Origin of the sequence: Planotetraspora kaengkrachanensis (assembly GCF_016862895.1) — a bacterium.
GTDB lineage: Bacteria > Actinomycetota > Actinomycetes > Streptosporangiales > Streptosporangiaceae > Planotetraspora > Planotetraspora kaengkrachanensis.
Genome location: NZ_BONV01000018.1, coordinates 119,133 through 138,272 on the forward strand (window position 1 = coordinate 119,133; position 19,140 = coordinate 138,272).

Consider the following 19,140-nt stretch of genomic DNA (forward strand, 5'->3'; position numbering starts at 1 on the left):
TGATCAGGCTCCGGTCACCATCCAGGCCGTGCCGTACGCGCGGACGCTCAGGGTGATCATGCGCGCGACCATCCATGCCCCGAGCGCGAGCCACAGCGCGAGAAGGCTTCCGGCGAAGGCGGCGAACGGCAGGTAGGCGAGTGTGGACAACAGCGACGCCCAGGCGAGATAGCGCCGGTCGCCGGCTCCGATCAGCACGCCGTCCAGGACGAAGACGATGCCCGCGACGGGCTGGAACAGCGCCACGGGCCACAATGCCGTCATCAGCTGTGCGGCCACCGCGGCGTCCGCGTCGAACAGCCCCGGGATGACAGGCCGTGCCAGGAGCACCACGATGCCGAACACGACGCCGGAGGCGACGCCCCACATGACCATGCGTTTCGTGGCCGACCTGGTGGCCGCGACGTCTCCCGCCCCGAGGGATCGGCCGGTGATGGCCTGGCCCGCGATGGCGATGGCGTCGAGGGAGAACGCCAGGAACGTCCACAGCCGCGCGGCGATGGTGTGGGCCTCGATCTGGGCCTCGCCCATCCTCGTTGCGAGCGATGTCGCGACGAGCAACACGAGTTGGAGGCATGCCGTACGGATGACGAGGGCGACGCCCGCGGCGCCCGCGGCTCGCATGCCGGGCAGGTCGGGCCGCAGTGAGGCGCCGTGCCGACGCGCCGCCCGCACGACGAGCGTGAGATAGATCGCGGCGGACAGGGTCTGCGCGACCACCGTCCCCCACGCGGATCCCGCGATCCCCCAGCCCAGGCCCAGGACGAACCAGAAGTTCAGCAGGCCGTTGAGCACGAACGAACCGACGGACACCATGAGCGGCGTCCTGGTGTCCTGCATGCCGCGCAACACGCCAGTGCCCGCGAGGACGATCAGCATGCCGGGGACGCCCAGCAGGCTGACCCGCATGAACGTGACGGCCAGCGCGGCGAGATCCCCCGTCGCTCCGAACAGGTGTACGATAAATGGTGCAAGAGGCCAGCAGGCCACGCTGATCGCCACACCGATGGCGGCCGCCAGCCATATGCCGTCGACGCCCTGGCGCATCGCCCGCCGCAGGTCGCCCGCCCCGAGTTGCCGGGCCACGGCGGCGGTGGTGGCGTACGCGAGGAAAACGCACAGGCCCACGAGGGCGGTGAGGGCCGCGCTGGCGACACCGAGGGCGCCGAGAGCCGGATCGGGAAGGTGGCCGACGATGATCGAATCGGTGAGCAGGAACAGCGGTTCGGCCACGAGTGCCCCGAACGCCGGGACGGCCAGCCGCAGGATCTCCCTGTCGTGGACTCGGCCCTGCCGGATGTTCCGGCCCATTCCGGTCGTAAGTGGCATGAGCCTATTTTGCAACTTACTGGCGTATGCCCAATCGGTATCGGCCTCTGGGGCGGACTTTCTTTTCTCCACAGCCGGTGGACATCAAGGTCCCTGGTCAGCGGGGGTCCACACCGGAGAGATCGTGCTCGTCCACAGGCTTGTCCCCAGGGTTCCCACATCTGACCAGCAGAGATCGCACAGGTTGTCCACAACCTTGTCGACAGGTCGAGTTGCCGTCGGACGGCCGGGGCCGGGAAACTGTCGGACTCGGCCACTACAACTTGGGGATGGTGGGGCCGCTGGGTAGGGGGTGTGAGAGTGAGCGTGATCGACTTCCCGGGCGGTCCCGGGGATTCGGACTCGACGTTCGAGCGGACCCCGCCGAACAACATCGAGGCCGAGCAGTCCGTGCTCGGCGGCATGTTGTTGTCGAAGGACGCCATCGCCGACGTCGTCGAGGTGCTGCGTTCCGACGACTTCTACCGGCCGGCCCATCAGATCATCTTCGACGTCATCATCGACCTCTACGGCCGTGGAGAGCCCGCGGACTCCGTCACGGTCCTCGACGACCTGCTCAAGCGGGGTGAGGTCGCCCGGGTCGGCGGCGGCGCCTACCTGCACACGCTGACCGCGATCGTCCCCACGGCGGCCAACGCCGGCTACTACGCCAAGATCGTGCGCGAGCAGGCCGTGCTCCGGCGCCTGATCGAGGCCGGCACCAGGATCGCCTCCTACGGGTACGGCGGGCAGGGCGAGGAGGTCGACGACCTCGTCGATCGCGCCCAGGCCGAGATCTACAAGGTCACCGAGCGCCGCACGTCGGAGGATTACCTCCCGCTTTCGGAGATCATGCCCGCCGCGCTCGACGAGATCGAGGCGATCGGCAGCCGCGGTGGCCAGATGGTCGGCGTCCCCACCGGCTTTCAGGACCTCGACGCCCTGACGAACGGCCTGCACCCCGGCCAGATGATCGTCGTGGCGGCTCGACCCGCCATCGGCAAGTCGACGCTGGGGTTGGACTTCGCGCGGTCCGCGGCGATCAAGAACGGCTTGACCACCGTCATCTTCTCGCTGGAAATGTCGCGCAACGAGATCACGATGCGACTACTCTCCGCCGAGGCCCGGGTCGCGCTGCACACCATGCGCTCCGGAATGATGAGCGACGACGACTGGACCCGGATGGCCAGGCGGATGGGCGAGGTCGCCGAGGCGCCCCTGTTCATCGACGACTCCCCGAACATGTCGATGATGGAGATCCGGGCCAAGTGCCGTCGGCTCAAGCAGCGCAACGATCTCCGCTTCGTGATCGTCGACTATCTCCAGCTGATGAGCTCGCCCAAGAGGACCGAAAGCCGCCAGCAGGAGGTCTCGGAGTTGTCGCGTGCCCTCAAGCTGCTCGCCAAGGAGCTCGAGGTCCCGGTCATCGCGATCTCACAGCTCAACCGTGGTCCCGAGCAACGCACCGACAAGCGGCCCCAGGTGTCCGACCTGCGTGAGTCCGGGTCCATCGAGCAGGACGCGGACATGGTCATCCTGCTGCACAGGGAAGACGCCTACGAGCGCGAGTCCCCTCGGGCCGGAGAAGCCGACCTGATCGTGGCCAAGCACCGTAACGGCCCCACGGCCACGGTCACGGTCGCCTTCCAGGGTCACTACAGCCGTTTCGTCGACATGGCCACCCACTGACCGAAGCGTCGGCGACCGGCCCATGCGCCGCATCTGATCGGCTCGCGCGAGCCGGCGGACGGCCTTCGCGGGCCGGACACTCCGGTTGTCGGTGCCGGTGAAGATGACCATGAAGCAAACTCCGGCGCATCCGTAAGACATATATCCGACATTACGGCGTGGCACCATCGTCCCCGTGAGCATCACAGGGCACACCTACAGCATCGGCGATCGCCTCATCCGCGTCTCCATGACGGTCGTGGTCCTGGGAGTGGCCGCGGTGGCCGGGTGGGTCAGCTACTGGCACGCCGTCGCCGTCATCGAGCGCTACGGCGCCGAGGACGAGCTGTCGGCACACCTGGTCCCGGTCACCGTCGACGGCATGATCTACGCCAGTTCGATGGTGTTGTTGTGGTGCGCCCGCTATCAGCTGAAGGTGCCCGCGCTCGCCCGGTGGGCGCTCGCCCTCGGGATCGCCGCCACGCTCGCGGCGAACGTCCTGCATGGAATCGAGCGCGGTGCGCTCGCGGCGGCGCTGGCGGCCTGGCCGGCGATCGCCCTCGTGATCGCCTATGAGCTCACGATGTGGGTGATCCGATCGGGCCGGGAGGTGGCAGAGCGCGCGGCCGTCACGACGGAGGAGCCGGTCGCGATGCCGGACGCCCTGGCCGATGTCCCGGGTCCGGAGGACGTGGGCGAGCGGCCGGTCGTGGGCGATCGGGAGCTCGTCGGCAGGGGCGGGCTCGCGGGTCAGGCCAGGCGGGCATTCGCCGCGAGCCTCACGGACACCTCGGCGGTGCAGGATCGGGTGTCCGATCGTGCCGATCGGATTGAGCGGGCGGATCGCGTTGAGCCGACCGATCGGGTTGAGCCGGCCGATCGGGTTGAGCGGGCCGATCGCACCTCGGTTCGTGAGCACATGCCTTCCGCGATCGGGCCCTGGGATGAGCGACCCCTTCGGCAGGGCCAGGCCGTACCGGAAGAAGAGCAGACGAGCGGCGATCGCCGTGCACAGGTGGCCGCCCTGCTCGCGCAGGATCCACAGATGACCGGTGCGGCGATCGGCCGTGCGCTCGGCATGTCCGAGCCGCACGGGCGCAGGTTGCGCAGAGAGGTCCTCAACGAGGGCAAGGACGGCTGAATCAGGGCACCGGGCGGTAGTGCGTCGTGACCCGGCCGTCATCGAGCAGGTGGATGGCGATGGCCGGCGGGAGGGTGAGGTCGACGGGCGGGAGCGCTTCGGTCTCGAAGGGCAGCAGTCCCGTGTTGACCACGCCCGGTGCGACGAGGAGCGGCAGTCCGGCGAACGTGGTGGCGGCGGCCGTGTGCGCGTGCCCGGCGAGCACCGCCACGACGTGATCGTGCCGCCCCAGCACCCTGGCGAGCCGCTCCGGCTCATGGAGCCTGATGTCGTCGACGTAGGGGATGCCGAGTTCCGCGGCCGGGTGGTGCATGCCGACGAATGCGGGCACACCGGGAGTGGCGCTCAGCACGCCGTCGAGCCAGTCGAGCGTCTCGTCGTCGAGCCGGCCGTCCGGACGGCCCGGGATGCTGGAGTCGCACAGCGCAATCGTGGCTTCGTCGAGGTTGAGCGCCTGGTTCGCCGGCTGGTCTCCGTCGAGGCCGAGCAGGACCTTGCGCAGGTTGCCGCGCGAGTCGTGGTTGCCGGGACACAGGACGAGGGGGACGTCACTCTTGATCAGCTCTCGCACGATCTCGTACTCCTCGACCGCGCCGTTGTCCGCGATGTCCCCCGTGAGCAGGATCGCGTCGGGGCGCAACGCCTTGGCATAGTCGAGCGCGCGGGCCGCCCGCGTGGTGCTCCGTTCGGATCCGTCGACGTGGATGTCACTCACATGGGCGAGCACGAGCATGAGGGGTACCTCCGCGGATCGGTCCCCTCAGCGTCTCACGAGTTCGGCCGGGCGCCGGAGGCCGCCGTACCCGACAACCGCTCGGCCAGGATCCGTGCGCGGGCAAGTTGCACCTTGCGCGCCTGTCCGGCGGCGAACCCGGCGAGGATCCACGGGGCCGTCAGGTCCAGCCGGTCGTGCACCCGCGTGCCCGTGCCGTCCGCCTCGAGGTCGAAGCGGTAGGCCATCCGGATGCCCCCGGGGCTGCGCACCTCACCGTGGACCGACAGGCCGTCGGTGTGGAGGGTGACCCTGATGTGGTTGTCGTAGGTGATCACTCCCAGGAACCGGAACCGTTCGACGTCCGTGTATCTGATGACCCCCGGTTCAGAGCGATCCACGTCGCTGACGGCGACCACGAGAGGGGACAGGCCGATGTAGTTCTCGGGAGTGGTCAGGTGCTCGAACACCTTCTCCGGCGCGGCCTCCACGTGAAATTCGTGGGTCAGCACCCTGTGCGACACTCGGCCTCCTGGCTAAGCGTGATATGTCATGAAAATTGTGACAGACCGCTTCTTCCGGGGAAGCGCGAGATGATCACAAAGGGGTGTCGCGCAGGAAGGCCGCCGTGTCCGGATCGGCGGGGAAGAACGACTCGATCGCGAGCTCGGCGACCGTGACGTCGAGCGGGGTGCCGAACGTCGCGACGACGCTGAAGAACGACAACTCCCGGTCCCCGGCCCTGACGCGCAGCGGGACGAGGATGTCGCCCGGGCCGGGAAGTTCGACCACGGGCTCGGGCTGATCGCAGGGATAGCCGAGCAACTCCGCGTACAGCTCGCCCAGTTCGGGATCGGCCGTCTGGGTGATCTGCCGCCTGAGCCGTCCGAGCAGGTGCGCCCGCCATTCGCCCAGGTTGACGATGTTCGGGGCGAGCCCGTCGGGATGCAGGCTCGCCCGCAGGACGTTCCCGAGCAGGTCGGGGTCGATGCCTTCGGTGAGCCGTCCGATGCCGTCGTTGGCGTCGACGAGGTTCCAGCCCCGGTCCACCACGACGGCGGGGTATGGCTCGTGCGCTGTGAGCAGTTGGCGGATCGCCGCGCAGACGGCGGCCATGTGCGGAGAGTCGAGGGGCGATTCCGTGTACACCGGTGCGTAGCCGGCGGCCAGCAACAGGTGGTTGCGCTCACGCAGGGGGAGGGACAGGTGCTCGCCGAGGTGCAGCACCATGTCGCGGCTGGGCTTGGCGCGGCCGGTCTCCAGGAAGCTGACGTGCCGGGTGGAGATCTCCGCCTGGAGTGAGAGCTCGAGCTGGCTCAGCCGCCGGTGTTCCCGCCATTGGCGGAGGAGTTCGCCGAACGGCCGCTGGTGAAGCTGCGTCGCGGTCACGCCCCAGACGCTATCCGCACTCCCGTCCCCCCATCGATTACCTCCCAGGTAACCCCAAGCAACCCCTCGCGTGATCATGCACAGGTTCGGGGTTGTCGCCTCTCACCTGCTCGTCCCTCCGGCGTGATCATGTAAAGACTCGGTGCTGCCGCCTTTCACCTGCAGCGATCCTCACCGTGATCATGCACACATTCGGGTCTCTGGCCTCTCACGTGCGACGACCTCGCCCGTGATCATGCATAGGGCGCACCGTGCATGATCACGGACGAGGTTGTCGCAGGTCGTCGGCCATTCTCCAGAGCCTGTGCATGATCACGAAATGGATCGACGCAGCTCAGCCGGGCAATCGCCGAATCTCTGCATGATCACACCAAGGGGATGGGCAGGTCGGGCACCCTGCTCCCGAACTTGTGCATGATCACGCCGGGCGCAAGGGGGGGGGGGCTCATTGCCAGCGGAACGTACGGGTGGCAGCGATTACCGCGACCACGGCCCATCCGGCCATCACGGCCAGGTGCAGGGCCGACGGCGTGTGCCCGCCCAGCGTGCCGACGAGTCCCTGACCGAACGCGCCTGTCGGCGTGAAGTCGCTCACCCGCCGCAGCGCCTCGGGCATGAGGTCCCGCGGCAGCCACATGCCGGCGAAGAACAACAACGGGAAGAGCGTGCCCGCGCCCACCCCCTGAACGATGCGCGAATTCGGCGCGACCGCCGCGAGGAACAGGCCGAGGGCGAACATGGCCACGGCGCCGAGCACCACGACCACAGTGAAGCCGAGCAGTGCCCGCGGGAACGGCATGTCCAGGACGAGGTGGCCCGACACCAGCGTCAGAGTCGTCGCGACGACCGCCACCACGGCGTTGATCGCAAGCTGTACGGCGAGCAGGACGACGGGCTGCACAGGGGTGGTGGACATGCGCCGCAACACGCCGCGCTCACGGTAGACGACGAGGGCGGTGGGGAGCGTGCTGAGCGCGAGCGTCGCCACCGACAGCAGGACCATCATCCCGGGGAGTTGCGCGTCGACCGGCCGGAGGCCCCCCAGTTCGGGGCTGGCGTCGCGGAAGCCTGGGATCGCGCTGCCCAGGATCAGCAGGAGCGCGGCGGGAAGACCGATCGCGAAGAACACCGCGAGAGGTTCGCGGAGGAACAGGCGGCTCTCGACGGCGGCCAGGCGGCCGAGTCCGGGGGTGCGGATGATCGCGGTCATGGTGGTGTCTCCTAAGCGGCCGGTCGGCCGGTGAGTGCGAGGAAGGCGTCGTCGAGGGTGGTCCGGTCCATGCGGAGGCCGGACATCTGGGAGGCGGGCAGCACGTTCACCACGGCGGTCAGGACGTCGGCGGTTCCGGTGACGACGACCTCGTCCCCGTCCACGGCGACCCCCGTCACCTCGGGAAGGGACCTGAGCGGCTCGACGGAGGCCGACGTCCGGAAGACGAGCCGCTGTCCGCCGCTCACCTGGGAGACCAGCCCGGCGGGAGTGTCGAGCGCGAGCACCCGGCCGTCGGAGATCACCGCGACGCGGTCGCAGAGGCGCTCGACCTCTTCCATGAAGTGCGAGACGAGCAGGACGGTCACGCCGCGGTCCCTCATCCGCGCGATCAGCTCCCAGGTGTCCCGCCGCGCCTGCGGGTCGAGACCGGTGGTCAGCTCGTCGAGGATCGCGATGCGCGGGTTGCCCACCAGTGCGAGCGCGATGGACAGCCGTTGCCGCTGGCCGCCGGAGAGTTTGGCGAAGGCCGTACGGGGATCGAGGCCGACCTCGGAGAGCAGCCCGCGCCAGTCGGCCGGCCGGGAGTAGAAGGAGGCGTAGAGCGCCAGCGCCTCGCCGACCCGGATCTTGTCGGGCATCGAGCAGTCCTGGAGCTGGACGCCGACCTGTTCTTTGAGATCCGCGTCCACGTGGACGGTTCCGGAGGTGGGAGCGCGCAGGCCGGCGACGCACTCGACCGTGGTCGTCTTTCCCGCTCCGTTGCGGCCCACGATCCCGAAGATCTCGCCCTCGTCGACGGAGAACGAGACGTCGTCGACCGCCACCCGCGTGCCGTACGTCTTGTGGAGGTTGTCCACCGTGATGATTGCCATGCCGACGACGGTAGGAATCGCGAACGACGCCGGGAATGCGGCTGAAGTCCCACTCGGGGTGTACCTACCTCCACCCCGGTCGGGCACCTCGCGCCACTGTCCAACGACGTTCGCCTGTCCCAGACTGACGAGCATGAACGTGAGCAGGACAGGCTGGATGGCGGTACGGGCACTGGTGACGGGCGCAGTGCTCTACTGCGTGGCGGTGCTCGGCCAACTGGTCGCCGTGGTCGCGCTGGTCGGCACGGTGCTGAGCTCGGTGCTCGGTCTCGTCTTCCTCTTCCCGTCGGTCGTCCGGCTGACACGGCGAATGACCAGGCTGAACCGGCGGCTGGCGCACGAGTGGTCCGGTGTCGAGATCGACGAGCCCTACCTCCCCGAGCCCCCTCCGCCGGTTCCGCTCCCGGACGGCTGGTACCGCGACGGCCGCTCCCTCTACCGGACGCCCAGGATCCCCGCGTTCAACCGCCGGCTGAGCTGGCTGCTGAAGGATCCGGCGACGTGGCGCGACTTCGGCTTCCTCTGGGCGGACATGTGGGCGGGCGGACTGGTCGCCGGCGCTCCGGCGATCCTCGTCGTGATCGGTGTCGTCCAGCTGGCCGGCGGCGGTCTCATCGGCCTGCTCTGGCTGGCGCTCGCGCTCGGCGCCGCCCGTTGGTACGCCCCCTGGGCGGTGCGCACGTACGGGGTCATCGCCAGGGTGATGCTGGGCTCGACCGAGAAGGCCAGACTCGCGCAGCAGGTCAACCGCCTGGCCAAGGCCCGTACGGACGTCGTCGACTCCCAGGCGGCCGAGCTCCGCAGAATCGAGCGTGATCTCCACGACGGAGCGCAGGCCCGCCTCGTCGCGGTCGGCATGACGATCGGCGCGGCCGAGGAGCTGATGGAGTCCGACCCCGTCGCCGCGAAGGCGCTGCTCGCCAAGGCCAGGGACGCCTCCTCGACGGCGTTGCAGGAGCTGCGTCAGCTGGTGCGCGGCATCCATCCTCCGGTGCTCGCCGAGCGCGGCCTGGGGGACGCTCTTCGCGCCCTCGCCCTGGACACCCCTCTCAGGACGCACGTGACCGTGGAACTGCCCGGCAGGCTCGATGCTCCGCTGGAGTCGGCCGCGTACTTCGCGGTGAGCGAGCTGCTCACCAACGTCGTACGGCACAGCGGTGCGACGCAGGCCTGGATCGACGTCAGCAGCGCGGCCGACAAGCTGCGTATCACGGTGACCGACGACGGCCACGGCGGCGCGGACGCCTCGCGCGGCACCGGCCTGGCCGGCATCGAGCGGAGGCTCGGCGCGTTCGACGGCGTCCTCGCGCTGAACAGCCCGGTGGGCGGCCCGACGACGGCCGTGATCGAACTGCCGCGTGCGCTGCAGATCGAACGTCCCCCGCTCACCTGGAAGACGGTGACGATGGGCATATGCTGGTCGCTCTGTTGGATTCCCCTCTTTCCGCAGGGTTTCGTCGCGATGATCCTCAAGCTGGTGGGCCTGAAGGAGAAGTCCTGGTTCCTCGCCCTCCACATGCCGCCGTCGCTCCAGTGGCCGACCATCATCGGCATGATCCTGCTGGGCACCGGGATGCTCGCCACCGCGGCGACCCTGTCGGCGCAACTCCGGAAGGCGAACGAGGTCGCGTGCGCGTAGTCATCGCAGAAGACCTGCATCTGCTCAGGGAAGGGCTCGTCCACCTGCTGCGCGCGCACGGGCTCGACGTCGTGGCCGCGGTCGATTCCGGGCCCGAGTTGCTCGAAGCCCTGGTCACCGAACGTCCCGACGTCGCGGTCGTCGACGTACGGCTCCCGCCGACGTTCACCGACGAGGGTCTCCAGGCGGCGCTCGCGGCACGTAAGCGCGTTCCCGGGTTGCCCGTGCTCGTCCTGTCGCAGCACGTCGAGCAGTTGTACGCCAGGGAGTTGCTGGCCGACGGCTCGGGCGGCATCGGCTACCTGCTGAAGGACCGCGTGTTCAACGGCGAGCAGTTCATCGACGCCGTGAGGCGCGTGGCGGCGGGGGGCACGGCGATGGACCCCGAGGTCATCGCCAAGCTGCTGGCCAGCAACGCGCGCAACGAACCCGTCGGACGGCTCACGCCGCGTGAGCGTGAGGTACTTGAGCTCATGGCGGAGGGCAGGTCGAACGCCGCGATCGGCCAGCGGCTGTTCCTCAGCGAGAGCGCGGTCGGGAAGCACACCGCGAACATCTTCGCCAAGCTCGACCTCGCCCCGTCGGACGACGACAACCGCCGCGTGCTCGCGGTGCTCGCGTTCCTCAACGACAAATAGCGCCGCCTCCGGCGCGCCGCCGGTGGCACACTGGGGCGACGACTGTTTCTGTCGGTCGCGCGCGTTACCTTCGGCGAGGTACGGCCCGGTGTGGACAGTCGCAGGAGGTCTTGTGAAGTTCCAGGTGAACCGCGATGTTCTCGCTGACGCGGTGGCGTGGACGGCTCGTGTGCTGCCGGGCCGCCCGGCCGTGCCCGCGCTGTCGGGCCTGTTGCTCGAGGCCGGCGACGACCTGCGCATCTCCGCGTTCGACTACGACGTCTCCGCCCGGGCCGTCGTCGAGGCCGAGGTGGCGGATCCGGGGCGGGTGCTGATTCCCGGCAAGGTTCTCGCCGAGATCACCCGTAGCCTGCCGAACCGGCCGGTGGAGATCGTCAGGAGCGCATCGGAGGCGGTGCTGACCTGTGGCAGCGCCGAGTTCGGCCTGCTCACGCTGCCGGATGAGGACTTCCCGACGATGCCGCCCATGCCGTCCAGGGTCGGCGTGGTCGGCGGCGGGGTCTTCGCCACCGCCGTCGCACAGGTGGCGGCCGCGGCGAGCCGCGACGACACGCTGCCCATGTTGACCGGGATCCGCATCGACATCGACGGCGTTCAGATGTCGATGGCCTCGACCGACCGCTACCGGATCGCGGCGAGGGACTTCCTCTGGCATCCGGAGCATGAGGGCGAGAGCCGGGCGGCGATGGTGCCCGCCCGGGTGCTTGTCGAGGTGGCCCGCTCCCTGCGCGGCGGTGAGGTTGTGATCGGACTCGACGGCAACGTGGCCGGCTTCGAGAGTCAGGGGCGCACCACCACGGTGCGGCTTCTGGACGACCAGTTCATCGACTACCGCTCGCGACTGTCCGAGCAGTGGTCGATCCACGCCGACGTGGAGGCGGCCCCGTTCGTCGAGGCCGTCAAGCGGGTGGTGCTGGTGGCGGAGCGCAACACGGCCGTGCGCCTGTCGTTCTCCCAGGGGCAGGTGCTGATCCAGGCCGGTGGCGGCGAGATCGGCCGCGGCGCCGAGGTCCTGGAGGCCGAGCTTGACGGGGCCGACATCCAGATCGCGTTCCAGCCCCACTTCCTGCTGGACGGGCTGGCCGGAGTGGAGACCGAACGGGTCCGGCTCAACATGGACTCTCCGACTCGCCCGGCGTTGATCGCCAACGAGGGGGACGATCCCGACTTCCGCTACCTGGTGATGTCGCTGCGCCTCGGCTGACCCGGCTGTTCCGGCCGGGCCTGCCTGCGGCGGGTGGATCAGGCGGTCAGGTCCTGCGACTCGGTCAGCGCGATGAGGATGTGCTCCATGCACGCGTGGCCCGCGCGCTCGGCCGCCGCCGCGTCACCCGCGACAATCGCCCTGAAGATCGCGTCGTGGGGGATGTAGTTCTGCTCCAGCGAGCCGCCGGCGGCCGCGATGCTCGCACGCAGCGCCTCGGAGAAGTCGACGTAGAGGTCGGTCAGCACGCTGTTGTGCGTCGCCTCCACGACCGCGACGTGGAATGCCAGGTCCGACTCGACGAAGGCCTCGGGTTCGCCGCTCGTCCAGGCCTTCTCACGTTCGGCCAGCGCAGCCTCGATGGCGAGGATGTCCTTGTCGGTGCGCCTGGTCGCGGCGAGCCTGGCGGCCTCGACTTCGAGAGCGCGTCGCACCTCGAGGATCTCGAGTTGCTCGGCGGCACGCAGCCGTCTCGCCATGGCGCCCGACAACTCGCTGGTGGCCCGTACGTACGTGCCGTCGCCCTGGCGGCACTCCAGCAGACCGGCATGGGTCAGCGCCCGGACGGCCTCACGGACCGTGTTGCGGCCGACACCCAGGTGCTCAGCCAGTACCGTCTCTGTGGGGATCTTGCCGTTCATCGGCCAGGAGCCCGAAGTGATCTGCTCCTTCAGTTGGTCGATCACCTGGTCGACGAGAGACGCTCGCTGCGCCGTCCGCAGACTCACAGTCCGCCTCCTCTTGGGAAACACCAGTCATCCCATGATTGAATGACTGGCCAACCCCAATTATTCCAGAGCCACCGGAACGCCGGAGCTCCAGGGAGGCTAACGGGTGAGTACCGCCGCGGCGGTGGAGCCCGGAATGTTCACGTGGATGCCGACGGCCTCCAGCGCCTTACGATATGCCTTCGCCTGTCGATCAATGGATCCGGCCTGTCCCCACAGGTCACCGAGCTTGCGCCAGGCCTGTGCGGTCTCCCGGTCGAGTCCCCCGGAGCAGGCGCTCAGCAGATCCTCAGCGCGTTCCAGCGAGGCGGACGCGTCGTCGGAGCGTGCCAACGTGATCTCCGCCAGCAGCAGATGCGCGTCGGCCGCCGCGGCCCCACGGGAATCGGCGAGCACGTCCAGCGCCTGAACTGCCGAGACCAGCGCCGCCTCCGCCTCACCTGCACGAAGTCGTACGTGTGAAAGCGCCACGAGGCTGCGCCCGTACTCCAGCTTCTCCGCGGGGAAGGCCGCGAGGACGCGGCCCGCCGACTCGGCGAGCTCGTTGGCTCGATCCAAATCGGCGCTCTCGGAACCCGCCGTGAGCCGAGCCCACTGGGTGGCGGTCTTGGCGTAGCGGACGGCCATGCGCGCGGCGCGCCCGGCTGCGAGCGCGTCGTCCGCGAGCTGCACGGCCAGCGCGGAGTCCTCCCCGTCGGCCGCGGTCACGCTGGCCCGCCACAGATCGAGGGTCTCCTCGCTGCGGTCGGTCGCCGCCGGTACCCCGGATGACGCAAGGACTCGCTCGATGAACGGCAGGCCGGTCTGGGTCTCCACCAGCGCGAGGGCCAACTCGACCGCGATCTCGCCGTGGACGAAGCCGAGCCGTTCGACCTGGGACAGCGCGTGGGCGCCGAGGTCGCGGGCGCGGAGCGTGTCACCGGCCTTCTGGTAGCACCGGCAGAGCGCCACGGTGAGGGGAAGGTCGGCCAGACGTTCGGGGTGCGCGGCGGCCTCACGGCGGAGCCGCTCGTACGCCTCGACGGCACGACCGGTCTTGCCCTGTGCGTCGAGCGCGCGAGCTCTGCCGAGCCGTGCGTGCGCGGCGAGCATGGCGTTGTCGTCGCCCGCCGCCTTGACGATGTCTCCGAACCGGTCGGCGGCCACCGCGGGATCGCCGTGATACAGCTCGAGCTCGGCGTGACGCAGGCCGAGCTCGGTGTCGATGCGCTGCCGAGGTTCTATCCCGTGGAGCAGGAACTCGGTGGTGCATCCGAGGCGCTCGGCGAGCAGCCGTGCGACGACCGGCGTGGGCGTCCGCTTTCCGGACTCGATGAGTGAGACATAACTGTCGGACAGGTCAGGCCCGGCCAACTGGGCCTGCGACATGCGCCTGCTCAACCGCAATCCGCGGACGCGGTCACCGATGGTTCCCTGACTCGGCATTGGTTCTCTCAGGGCGGGGGAATGGTCAATGGTCTCGCCATAATGGCACGAAGCGACCGAATCGTGTAACCCTCCGTCAAGAATCACGACGATGAAGGTTCGATCACGAGACGCTGTGTGTAGGGGGTTCGGCTCGTCAGTCGTCGTCGTCCTTGCTGGGGAAGATCATCTGACAGACCTCCAGGTACAAGGTCTCCGGGTAGGGGATGTAGGGGACGGACCGAAGTGCCTGGTCCTGGCCGGCGGACTCCAGGACGAACTCTCCGTAGCCGAGCAGCCGGCCGAGCAGCGATCGCTGGAAGCTCATGTCGGTGACCTTGCCCAGCGGCATCATCGCGACCTTGCGGGTGATGAGGCCGGTGGTGAGGAGCATGCGCTGCGACGTGACGACGAAGTAGTCGACGGACCACTCGGCCACTTTCCAGACGAACCGGATGAGCAGCAGCAGCCACGCCCACCAGATGATGACGAGGGCCTCGCTGCCTCCCGTGCCGCTCAGCCACTTGCTGAGCAGCCCCGCGAGGATCAGCCCGCCGAAGATCTCGGCCACGGGCCGGAGAAGCACGGCGGGATGACGACGGACCATGATGACTTGTTGTTCATGGGGGAGGAGGTAACGGTTGACCGACGACGGGGCCGAGTCCCCGTGGGTCACAAGTCTCATGTCAGCTGGGCGAAGAATTGTGCCATCGAGTTGCCCGCGCTCACCAGGCCGTTGTAGGCCCCGTGGACCGTCTGCGCCGCGTCAGCGGGCTTGGACAAGAGGTAGAAGGCCGCCATCCCGATGGCTCCCCACTTGATTACTTTCTTGGCCTGCACTGCCGTCACCACTCCCATGAGCTATACATTACCCAGGCCGCTAGTTCGGTAAAGCGGCAAAATATGAATGTCGAGCCATGTCGATATAGAGCGTCATCACCCCCGCTCCGCCGCCGCGGTCGCGAGTACCTGGAGGTGCTTGCGCGCGATGCGCTCCACCAGGCTCGGAGGGGCGTGGCCCGTCACTTCCACCGCACCGTGGTGCGCGGCCTGGACACAGCGAGTGACGGTGGCCGCCGGGTGAATGCCGGCGAACTCGTCCCTGAGCAGGGCCTCGACCTGCTCGTACTGCTCACTGTCCGGAAGCTGACTCATGACTCTCCCCGCTGGCGCGTCCGCTCGCGCGAGGCGAGGCGACGTCGTCTATTACTCTGCGTACCCGAAAGAGCGCGCAGTGTAACTATGGCGCGAGGAGGCGCGAGGAGAGATCAGACCACGCCGTAAAGGCGGTCTCCGGCGTCACCGAGTCCCGGCATGATGTAGCCCTGCTCGTTCAGACGCTCGTCGAGCCCGGCGGTGACGAGGCGGACGGGCCTGCCGGATCCCTTGAAGACCTCGTCCATGTGCGCGATGCCCTCGGGAGCGGCGAGCAGGCAGATCGCGGTCACATCGTCGGCGCCGCGGTCGAACAGGAACTGGACCGCCGCGGCCAGCGTGCCGCCGGTGGCGAGCATGGGGTCGAGCACGTAGCACTGACGCCCGGACAGGTCCTCGGGCAGCCGGGTGGCGTACGTCTGGGCCTTGAGCGTGGACTCGTCGCGGATCATGCCCAGGAAGCCGACCTCCGCGGTGGGCAGGAGGCGGGTCATTCCGTCGAGCATCCCCAGCCCGGCGCGCAGGATCGGCACGACGAGCGGCGCCGGCCGGGCCAGCCGTACGCCGTGGGCCCGGGCGAGAGGAGTGTCCACCGTCTGGTCGATGACGCGGACGTCGCGCGTGGCCTCGTAGGCGAGCAGCGTGACGAGCTCGTCGGCCAGGCGCCGGAACGTCGGCGAGTCGGTCCGGACGTCGCGAAGCGCGGTCAGCTTGTGGGCGACGAGCGGATGATCGACTACCAGGGTCTCCATGGCTAAAGAAGTTACCGTCCCCTGGGGGAGTCTTCGACGCCGCCTGACTCTTTTGATCACAATTTGGGGAGAGCGCCGGACGGTGGGACTCGGAGTCTGGGACCATTGCATGACGTGAGGACCATGCCCGTAGGGATGACGATGACAGACGTGGACGCGCTTGACTTCGCCATCGTGGTCTACCGCGAAGACGATCAATGGGAGGCCGAGATGCTTCCCGTGGCGCTCACCTCCGACCTGCGTGGCCTTGTTCACGCCTTGCGGCAGACCCCGAGTATGGGGACCACGATTGGCCTGGTCGCCGTGGGGGATGACTTCTTCGTGGCATTACGGCTCTTTGGCGAAGAGACAGCCATCTTCCTCTCCGACATCACCGCCTCCTGGGACTGGCCGCTCGCACAGCAGGTGCTCGAGTACCTCGACGTGCCGGTCCCCGAGGAGGAGGAACTCGACAGCGTCCTTCCCGCCGGAGATCTGTCGATCTTCGCCGACCTGGGGCTGGACGAGATGGAGCTCGGAGCCCTTTCCGGAGATCTCGATCTGCTGCCGGACGAGGTGCTGTCGAGCATCGCCGCTCGGCTGGGGTTCTCCCAGCCGTTCGAACGCGCCGTCGACGCCGCCATCGGCTGAGTTCGGGAGACGGGCATGCCCTCCAGACCGAATCTCTTCTCCGCCGCCTTCGCGAAGATCGACGGTGGGTGGAGAGGCACCGAGGTGGATCTGAGCGATGTCGAGATCGCCGACGATCTGACGGACTCAGTTCAGGAGGCGCTGGGCCTCAACGGCGACGAACTGGCGCTGCTCTGCGTGGAGATCGAGGATGAATGGTTCGCGATCGTCCGCTATGACGGAGACGCGGACCCCAGGCTCTTCCTCTCCGACGCGCACGCCGCGCTGGCCGACTCCCTCGGGGAGATCTTCGCCGATCTCGCCGGCGTGGCCGTGGACAAGGAGACCCCCGACCTCGGTGTACGGCCGGCGGGCGACTTCGAGCTGCTGGCCGACTTCTCGCTGAGCGCCGACGAGCTGCTGGAGCTCAGCATGGAGGAGGGTGCGCTTCCCGCGGACGTCCTCGCCGTGATCGCCGAACGTCTCTCCTTCGCCGACGAGTTCGACCGGCTGCGGTGAACGGCTCTTCTCCGGAGGACTTCGAGCCCGCCATGCGGCTCGCCCTGGCGGAGGCCGTACGGGCCGGGCAGCGTGGTGAGGTGCCGGTCGGCGCGGTCGTGGTTGACCGGAACGGCACGGTGGTGTCGGCGGCGGGGAACGACCGGGAGGCGAGCGGCGACCCGACGGCCCACGCCGAGGTGCTGGCCCTCCGCGCCGCCGCCGAGGCGGCCGGCCAGTGGCGGCTGGCAGGATGCACGCTCCTGGTCACGCTGGAGCCCTGCACCATGTGCGCCGGCGCCGCCGTACTGGCACGGGTCGACCGGGTCGTGTACGGCGCGGCCGACGAGAAGGCAGGCGCCGCCGGTTCCCTCTGGGACGTGATCAGGGACCGCCGGCTCAATCACCGTCCCGAGGTCGTCATGGGCGTGCTGGCGGACGAGTCCGCCGCCGTCCTCAGGGACTTCTTCGCCGACCGCCGTCCCTGACCCTCCTGATCGCCGGGCGGGCCGTTCGCGGGCCCTGCGCCGGTTTCAACGAGGGCGCGGGCAGGTCTGTTCGTCCGGTAAGCTGCTGCGCGGTGGAGTCGCCTAGTGGCCGAGGGCGCACGCCTCGAAAGCGTGTGATGGGGCAACCTATCCGTGGGTTCAAATCCCACCTCCACCGCCACCGAAATTGAGCCGCTGACCTGCGTGTACAGGTCGGCGGCTCTTTGCTTCCAGCGTTGGCGCGGGGCGGCGCCGCAGGGGATCGAGAGACATGTACGGCGACGAAGCCACAGGGGGCTCAGACGCGCCGGCGAGTACTCGTGGCCCTCATATGATCATGTATCCGTGGAACGCGGAATACCCGCAGCTCCCAAAGAGAAGATGCGGCCGATAAGAGATCAAACCGATACAGGAACGATCCAAATGGATCAATAGCCCCAACTAGGCTGCGGCTCGCACTTGATGTCCCAGACCAGGAGTCCCTGTGCTGAAAGAGGACGGCATGTTCCGTGTGCGACAGGGGCCGGAGACTCCTGCGTCTCCCGATGCTCCCCCCGTCGCCGGCGGGCCGGCCAAAGGGCCCCGGCTCCTCGAACTGGACGCGTTACGGTTCGTCGCCGCGTTCGCCGTCGTCTCGTTCCACTTCATGGCGGCCAGCCGCTCCCTCTGGGGCGTCTGGCCGGCGCACGACGTCTTCCCGGCCGTCGGCCGTGTCACGACGCTGGGCATCCTCGGGGTGGAGCTGTTCTTCCTCATCAGCGGCTTCGTGATCCTGATGAGCGCCTGGGGTCGCACCATCGGCGAGTTCGCGATCTCTCGGGTGTCGCGGCTCTATCCGACCTACTGGTACGCGATCATCGTGATCTTCGTTTTGTACCGGTTCAGTGGCGTCGACGTCTTCGATCCGCACCTGACGGCTGGGAAGTACCTCGTCAACCTGACCCTGCTGCAGGAGGCGTTCGGGGTCGGCCACGCCAGCGGCGTCCTCTGGTCGCTGTGGGCAGAGCTGCGGTTCTACGCCCTGGTCGCGGTGTTCTCCCTGTTCGGGATCACCGCGCGGCGGTGCCTGGTCTTCATGTCGGTGTGGATCGTCTTCGCGGTCGTCGCCGAGATCACCAAATCCGATGTTCTCACCTTCGTGTTCATGCCGCGGCAGGCGCCGTACTTCATCGCCGGCATGGCCTTCTATCTGATCTACCGGTTCCGGTCGGTGGCAGCCTGGGCCTTCGTGGCCGTGACGTACGGCATGTCCATCTACGCCGCCCTGCTGCGAATCCAGGATCGTGTGGACGCGCTCAGCCTCAAGTACTTCCCTGCTCCGCCGGCGGCCGTGGTCGTCGCGGTGACGCTGATCTTCACGTTGCTGGCCGCGGTCGCCCTCGGCTGGCTCCGGTGGCTGCGCTGGCGGCCCCTGGTCACCATCGGCGCCCTCACCTACCCGCTCTACCTGCTCCACCAGTCGGTGTCAGCCGTCCTCATTCCCACGTATCGGCGTGAGATGAACCATTGGTTGCTCGTCGCAATCACCATGGCGGTCTCGATCGCGATCGCCTACCTCGTGTATCGGCTCGTCGACAAGCCTGGGCAGAAGTGGCTCCGCGCTCGCCTGAGTGGGATTTTTCTGAGCCGGGCACGGAAGAACGCCCCGCAACCCTCGTAGGAGACGTGGGACGTCGGCGGGGAGTCCGCAATTCACCTCGCGGCCCCGCCGACGGCGCCGGC

At 68.5% G+C, this 19,140-nt stretch carries 21 protein-coding genes and 1 tRNA gene; 10 read left to right on the plus strand and 12 right to left on the minus strand.

Annotated elements, in window-relative coordinates; translation table 11 throughout:
• Window positions 1–3: 3 nt before the first annotated feature.
• Window positions 4–1,329 carry an MATE family efflux transporter gene (locus Pka01_RS20985; RefSeq protein ID WP_239115165.1) on the minus strand — a complete coding sequence of 442 codons (1,326 nt, stop codon included), beginning with the start codon at window positions 1,327–1,329 and terminating at the stop codon, window positions 4–6.
• A 300-nt stretch (window positions 1,330–1,629) separates the two neighbouring features.
• Here Pka01_RS20985 and dnaB point away from each other — a divergent pair, with 300 nt between their 5' ends.
• Both dnaB and Pka01_RS20995 read left to right on the plus strand, forming a co-directional pair.
• Window positions 1,630–2,997: a replicative DNA helicase gene (gene dnaB / locus Pka01_RS20990; RefSeq protein WP_239115166.1), complete on the plus strand. Its 1,368-nt coding sequence runs from the start codon at window positions 1,630–1,632 to the stop codon at window positions 2,995–2,997.
• Between the two features lie 175 nt (window positions 2,998–3,172).
• Window positions 3,173–4,117, plus strand: coding sequence for a DUF2637 domain-containing protein (locus Pka01_RS20995; RefSeq protein WP_203884520.1), 945 nt, complete (start codon window positions 3,173–3,175; stop codon window positions 4,115–4,117).
• A gap of 1 nt (window position 4,118) precedes the next feature.
• Here Pka01_RS20995 and Pka01_RS21000 read toward each other — a convergent pair whose 3' ends face one another.
• The 5 genes from Pka01_RS21000 to Pka01_RS21020 form a co-directional block, all read right to left on the minus strand.
• Window positions 4,119–4,850 carry a metallophosphoesterase gene (locus tag Pka01_RS21000; RefSeq protein ID WP_203884521.1) on the minus strand — a complete coding sequence of 244 codons (732 nt, stop codon included), beginning with the start codon at window positions 4,848–4,850 and terminating at the stop codon, window positions 4,119–4,121.
• A gap of 35 nt (window positions 4,851–4,885) precedes the next feature.
• Entirely contained in the window at window positions 4,886–5,353 is a 468-nt protein-coding gene (locus tag Pka01_RS21005; protein ID WP_203884522.1) for an SRPBCC family protein, read from the minus strand.
• A gap of 73 nt (window positions 5,354–5,426) precedes the next feature.
• On the minus strand, window positions 5,427–6,218 hold the full coding sequence (locus Pka01_RS21010; protein WP_239115167.1) for a helix-turn-helix domain-containing protein: 792 nt from the start codon (window positions 6,216–6,218) through the stop codon (window positions 5,427–5,429).
• 445 nt (window positions 6,219–6,663) lie between these two features.
• Window positions 6,664–7,428, minus strand: coding sequence for an ABC transporter permease (locus Pka01_RS21015; protein ID WP_203884524.1), 765 nt, complete (start codon window positions 7,426–7,428; stop codon window positions 6,664–6,666).
• 11 nt (window positions 7,429–7,439) lie between these two features.
• Window positions 7,440–8,303, minus strand: coding sequence for an ABC transporter ATP-binding protein (locus tag Pka01_RS21020; RefSeq protein WP_203884525.1), 864 nt, complete (start codon window positions 8,301–8,303; stop codon window positions 7,440–7,442).
• A 133-nt stretch (window positions 8,304–8,436) separates the two neighbouring features.
• Here Pka01_RS21020 and Pka01_RS21025 point away from each other — a divergent pair, with 133 nt between their 5' ends.
• From Pka01_RS21025 to dnaN, 3 genes are all read left to right on the plus strand, one after another.
• Window positions 8,437–9,942: a sensor histidine kinase gene (locus Pka01_RS21025; RefSeq protein ID WP_203884526.1), complete on the plus strand. Its 1,506-nt coding sequence runs from the start codon at window positions 8,437–8,439 to the stop codon at window positions 9,940–9,942.
• The gene (locus Pka01_RS21030) at window positions 9,933–10,580 is read left to right on the plus strand and encodes a response regulator transcription factor (RefSeq protein WP_203884527.1); all 648 of its coding nucleotides are present in this window, start codon (window positions 9,933–9,935) and stop codon (window positions 10,578–10,580) included. Before Pka01_RS21025 ends, Pka01_RS21030 begins: the two co-directional genes overlap by 10 nt.
• Before the next feature lie 112 nt (window positions 10,581–10,692).
• Window positions 10,693–11,784: a DNA polymerase III subunit beta gene (gene dnaN / locus Pka01_RS21035; RefSeq protein WP_203884528.1), complete on the plus strand. Its 1,092-nt coding sequence runs from the start codon at window positions 10,693–10,695 to the stop codon at window positions 11,782–11,784.
• A 38-nt stretch (window positions 11,785–11,822) separates the two neighbouring features.
• Here the strand turns inward: dnaN and Pka01_RS21040 are convergent, their stop codons facing one another.
• The 6 genes from Pka01_RS21040 to upp all read right to left on the minus strand — a co-directional run bounded on the left by Pka01_RS21040 (window position 11,823) and on the right by upp (window position 15,823).
• Window positions 11,823–12,512 (minus strand): FadR/GntR family transcriptional regulator, encoded by a 690-nt coding sequence (locus Pka01_RS21040; RefSeq protein ID WP_203884529.1) that lies wholly within the window; start codon window positions 12,510–12,512, stop codon window positions 11,823–11,825.
• Window positions 12,513–12,611: 99 nt separating this feature from the next.
• Window positions 12,612–13,892: a helix-turn-helix domain-containing protein gene (locus tag Pka01_RS21045; RefSeq protein WP_239115168.1), complete on the minus strand. Its 1,281-nt coding sequence runs from the start codon at window positions 13,890–13,892 to the stop codon at window positions 12,612–12,614.
• A gap of 181 nt (window positions 13,893–14,073) precedes the next feature.
• A complete protein-coding gene (locus Pka01_RS21050; RefSeq protein ID WP_203884531.1) occupies window positions 14,074–14,601 on the minus strand; it encodes a PH domain-containing protein in 528 nt (175 codons plus the stop codon).
• A complete protein-coding gene (locus tag Pka01_RS21055) occupies window positions 14,598–14,765 on the minus strand; it encodes a hypothetical protein (protein ID WP_203884532.1) in 168 nt (55 codons plus the stop codon). The genes Pka01_RS21050 and Pka01_RS21055 overlap by 4 nt, the downstream gene beginning before the upstream one ends.
• An 87-nt stretch (window positions 14,766–14,852) precedes the next feature.
• Window positions 14,853–15,071: a hypothetical protein gene (locus Pka01_RS21060; protein WP_203884533.1), complete on the minus strand. Its 219-nt coding sequence runs from the start codon at window positions 15,069–15,071 to the stop codon at window positions 14,853–14,855.
• Between the two features lie 113 nt (window positions 15,072–15,184).
• The gene (gene upp / locus Pka01_RS21065) at window positions 15,185–15,823 is read right to left on the minus strand and encodes a uracil phosphoribosyltransferase (protein WP_203884534.1); all 639 of its coding nucleotides are present in this window, start codon (window positions 15,821–15,823) and stop codon (window positions 15,185–15,187) included.
• A gap of 141 nt (window positions 15,824–15,964) precedes the next feature.
• On the opposite strand from upp, the gene Pka01_RS21070 reads away from it, so the two are divergent.
• The 5 genes from Pka01_RS21070 (at window position 15,965) to Pka01_RS21090 (ending at window position 19,078) form a co-directional block, all read left to right on the plus strand.
• Window positions 15,965–16,453, plus strand: coding sequence for a tRNA adenosine deaminase-associated protein (locus Pka01_RS21070; RefSeq protein WP_373318178.1), 489 nt, complete (start codon window positions 15,965–15,967; stop codon window positions 16,451–16,453).
• A gap of 15 nt (window positions 16,454–16,468) precedes the next feature.
• Window positions 16,469–16,951 carry a tRNA adenosine deaminase-associated protein gene (locus Pka01_RS21075; protein ID WP_203884536.1) on the plus strand — a complete coding sequence of 161 codons (483 nt, stop codon included), beginning with the start codon at window positions 16,469–16,471 and terminating at the stop codon, window positions 16,949–16,951.
• Between the two features lie 32 nt (window positions 16,952–16,983).
• Window positions 16,984–17,418: a tRNA adenosine(34) deaminase TadA gene (tadA, locus tag Pka01_RS21080; RefSeq protein WP_203884614.1), complete on the plus strand. Its 435-nt coding sequence runs from the start codon at window positions 16,984–16,986 to the stop codon at window positions 17,416–17,418.
• A 91-nt stretch (window positions 17,419–17,509) separates the two neighbouring features.
• Window positions 17,510–17,599 (plus strand) — tRNA-Ser (locus Pka01_RS21085).
• Between the two features lie 321 nt (window positions 17,600–17,920).
• A complete protein-coding gene (locus tag Pka01_RS21090) occupies window positions 17,921–19,078 on the plus strand; it encodes an acyltransferase family protein (RefSeq protein ID WP_203884537.1) in 1,158 nt (385 codons plus the stop codon).
• The last annotated feature ends 62 nt before the right edge of the window (window positions 19,079–19,140 follow it).